We start from the raw sequence: 2,952 nt of genomic DNA on the forward strand, positions 1-2,952 counted from the left end.
CACATTGGGTAATCCATAGGGGAATTTTTCTTGGTCAAACGTGAGTGTCACACGTAACCACGCTAGACCTCAACCAATCATATCCTCTTTCCATGACGGGCAATTTTTAAGCATAAAGGGAGCAGCATCTTCCCTATCGTTATGTAATTCCCATGAGGCTTTATCACCAAAAGTCTCAATTAAATCGTCCCCTAACCAGATCTTCCCAATTTTCTCTATGGGGTGCCCTGCTAACGCTAATGCCAGTGTGATTTTTTCGTTTTCATCTTGTTCACCCGCCTCTTCTTCGGCGAAGAAAAGCAAACCCGATATCACTGTTTTTCCGACGATCACGGTTTCAGGGGCAGACGATGAACGTAACATCTGTTTGCGTTCACTGGTATCTCGATAATTCATGGAAGGCAGTTTAGGCTTAAAGATAAGCGAACCTGCGACTTGCACCGCGACGCCTGCTGCCATCAGCGCCATGCCCATCGCAGAGGTGACGCCTCCAGTAAATAGCCCCGCAATCATTAAGCCCGCACCCACGACTTTTGAAATTAATCCACCACTCCCACCCATTATTCCACTCTCCACGCTTTGATTGGGTTAATCTGCACCGGCTTCACGCCTTGTGGGGTTACGCCCCAATAATGCCTCGCCCAGACCACCGCTAAACTGTCACCGTCCTCACCTTTGAACAGTACAAGGTCGCCACGCTGAACGCGCTCAATCTCAATGGATTTGAAATAGCGTGATACGGCTTTCTCTAAGGAGCCAAATTTAGATTTGAGCAGGTTGAAGGCTTCGGCTTTGGTTTTATAGTGATTGAGATAAGGCTTTATTGGAGAGAAACCACATTGTGCGTAAATACATTCAGAGGCAAAAATACAACAATCAAATTCACCCCATGAAAAAGGGCGACTCATCGCCGCCCTTATCGTTTCTGGTAACTGGAGTGTCCAGTTTTGTTGTTTCATGGTATGTTATATTTCTTACTTAAAAATGATTTCAATATGTTATGGTTAAAAAATCCTTAGCCATATTGAAAATTTCTTCACATGCCCGTTTTTGATCACCATCATAATCTTTATTATTTTTTTTGGCTAACTCACAAGCCGCTGTTGCCTTGCCTAAATTAAATGAAGACTCACCAATTTTGTATACCATCAACTTGCACTTTTTCACTAATTCTGGAGTTTCTTTATCTTCACAAACTAACTTAGCTGTACTAATTAAGATTGACTCTGCATTAGCAGCTTGAATGCTAACTAAATGAAAACAAATCATAATGATAATTAAGTGAAATTTTCTCATTTCTAATCCTGTTACTTATAAATAAATGCAGGTGCATCTTTCTTGCTGCCCCAATAAATCGCCCGTTCAGCCATTTGAGCCACATAGCGAAAGATGCGATCACCTTGTCTTCGAGATGACCACGACTCATCGGTAAATCTATCGGGTAAACCGATTGACCATCGTTCGAATCGATTAGAAACATTAACACATACGGCATTTTCTTCGCCAGACACTACATTAATCGATGTGATTTGTCCGACAAATAAGACTTCAGCAAGCAACGGTTTTCCCTCTTCACTGATGGCGACCATCATCAACCGGACTTCGCGTCCTCGACTTTGCTCATTCATCACCATTCCCACCAGCGATTTATCAAAACCGGCTAATTTAAGCTGTAATTGTGGAGGACTGGTTGTCTTATTTTCTTTTAGCTGACTGATTTCGCCTAAACTGCCCACGCCCAAATAAGTTTCCCCCGCAATAATCAGTTGCCCAACACCAGTATGCGCACAGGTGACGCCTGATTTCAAATCGAGTCTGGCGGCTAAGACGATATAAGCCCCCTCATTAATCACGTTGACCATGGCGTCAGAAAATGGATGATATTGCATTAGTACAACACCTCCTCAAAAGATAACGTGATATAGGTATACCCCAAGCGACAATGCTGAAATTTACCCTGTTCATTATCAACGAGCCGAAAAACCCCAAAAGGACGCTCAACCTCGAGCATTTCATTGACGGTAGGTGATGTTCTTAACATCGGCGAAATAAGAATAATGGCATGTCCTTGATTATCACTGACCACATCCGCCACCACCATTTTGAGTTCATTACCCACAGTTAAGCGATCCCCTTGCTGTAATACGCGCATATTGCGCTTCCAGTCCTTTGTTTCTAGCCGATTACCCAATTGACTCGGTATTGCAATACGAGGCGAACCATACCCATAACGCCCTTTTCTTATCCAGCTTGATATTTTGACCCGTCCCGACATGCCATCCAATGAAGCCACTAGCGCTTCTAACTGGCGCGATTTCTCTTCATTTAAATTATTAAATGTCAGCTCACAACGCCAACGACTTCCTGGAAAGCGTACCGTCTGGCTACTTCCATTAAATGGCGAGGTAAAGGTTTTGCTGTTACTCAATAATTGCCAGTTTTCCTGTATGGGGATCACCGCTTTTGGCCATTCAAGAATAGACATTTAAACTCCTAATGTTCTGCGTGCTGCGCCATTACTTTGAAAGTCTTGTAACATCATCGCGTGAGCTTTCTGTGCGCCTGCTTCTGTCCCTTGTTGTGCGGCTTCTTTCATTGCTTGAGCAAGTACAGCGTCACCATTTCCTGTCACCGTAATATGATTAACGACCGTCATTTGCACCCCGCCTGCACGGGCTAACGTCGGTTGCGGTGTAATCGGTATTCGCCCTGCGACCGCCCCCACAAAGCCCCCCGAAGCATAACCTTGCGCCGCATGCATTAAGCGATAGAGATTGCCGACACCCAATTTAGCCGTCGCTTCTTTGGTAAAAACAAACTCACCACCATGCACAATCCCTTTAGGTTCGAATTTTCCGCCATGCCCCGTATAACCACCGTAAGCATGCCCTTTGCTCATCCATCCCATATCAAAGCCCATTGCCTGCCCGCCTGCTTCAATGGCTTTGAAAA

Annotated in this window: 4 protein-coding genes and 2 pseudogenes; all 6 read right to left on the reverse strand. The window is 44.5% G+C overall.

All coding sequences use genetic code 11. The features are described from left to right. Positions 1–561: pseudogene (locus tag AACQ49_RS04675) on the reverse strand (phage tail protein); the annotation flags it as partial. After that, positions 561–959, reverse strand: coding sequence for a DUF6950 family protein (locus tag AACQ49_RS04680; protein ID WP_004251558.1), 399 nt, complete (start codon positions 957–959; stop codon positions 561–563). The gene AACQ49_RS04680 and the pseudogene AACQ49_RS04675, both read right to left, overlap by 1 nt. 31 nt (positions 960–990) lie before the next feature. Next, positions 991–1,296, reverse strand: coding sequence for a hypothetical protein (locus AACQ49_RS04685; RefSeq protein ID WP_004251562.1), 306 nt, complete (start codon positions 1,294–1,296; stop codon positions 991–993). An 11-nt stretch (positions 1,297–1,307) separates the two neighbouring features. Beyond that, the gene (locus AACQ49_RS04690; RefSeq protein WP_004251564.1) at positions 1,308–1,889 is read right to left on the reverse strand and encodes a hypothetical protein; all 582 of its coding nucleotides are present in this window, start codon (positions 1,887–1,889) and stop codon (positions 1,308–1,310) included. Continuing rightward, positions 1,889–2,485 carry a hypothetical protein gene (locus tag AACQ49_RS04695; RefSeq protein WP_049200983.1) on the reverse strand — a complete coding sequence of 199 codons (597 nt, stop codon included), beginning with the start codon at positions 2,483–2,485 and terminating at the stop codon, positions 1,889–1,891. Before AACQ49_RS04695 ends, AACQ49_RS04690 begins: the two co-directional genes overlap by 1 nt. A gap of 233 nt (positions 2,486–2,718) precedes the next feature. After that, positions 2,719–2,884 (reverse strand): annotated as a pseudogene (locus tag AACQ49_RS04700) (phage tail tape measure protein); the annotation flags it as partial. Positions 2,885–2,952: the final 68 nt, after the last annotated feature.

Source organism: Proteus sp. G2675 (assembly GCF_963886535.1).
Taxonomy (GTDB): domain Bacteria; phylum Pseudomonadota; class Gammaproteobacteria; order Enterobacterales; family Enterobacteriaceae; genus Proteus; species Proteus mirabilis.

Bases quoted from the DNA above. Each gene is read 5' to 3' on its own strand.
- AACQ49_RS04690 (WP_004251564.1), bottom strand. From the start codon at position 1,889: ATGCAATATCATCCATTTTCTGACGCCATGGTCAACGTGATTAATGAG.
- AACQ49_RS04695 (WP_049200983.1), bottom strand. From the start codon at position 2,485: ATGTCTATTCTTGAATGGCCAAAAGCGGTGATCCCCATACAGGAAAAC.
- AACQ49_RS04680 (WP_004251558.1), bottom strand. From the start codon at position 959: ATGAAACAACAAAACTGGACACTCCAGTTACCAGAAACGATAAGGGCG.
- AACQ49_RS04685 (WP_004251562.1), bottom strand. From the start codon at position 1,296: ATGAGAAAATTTCACTTAATTATCATTATGATTTGTTTTCATTTAGTT.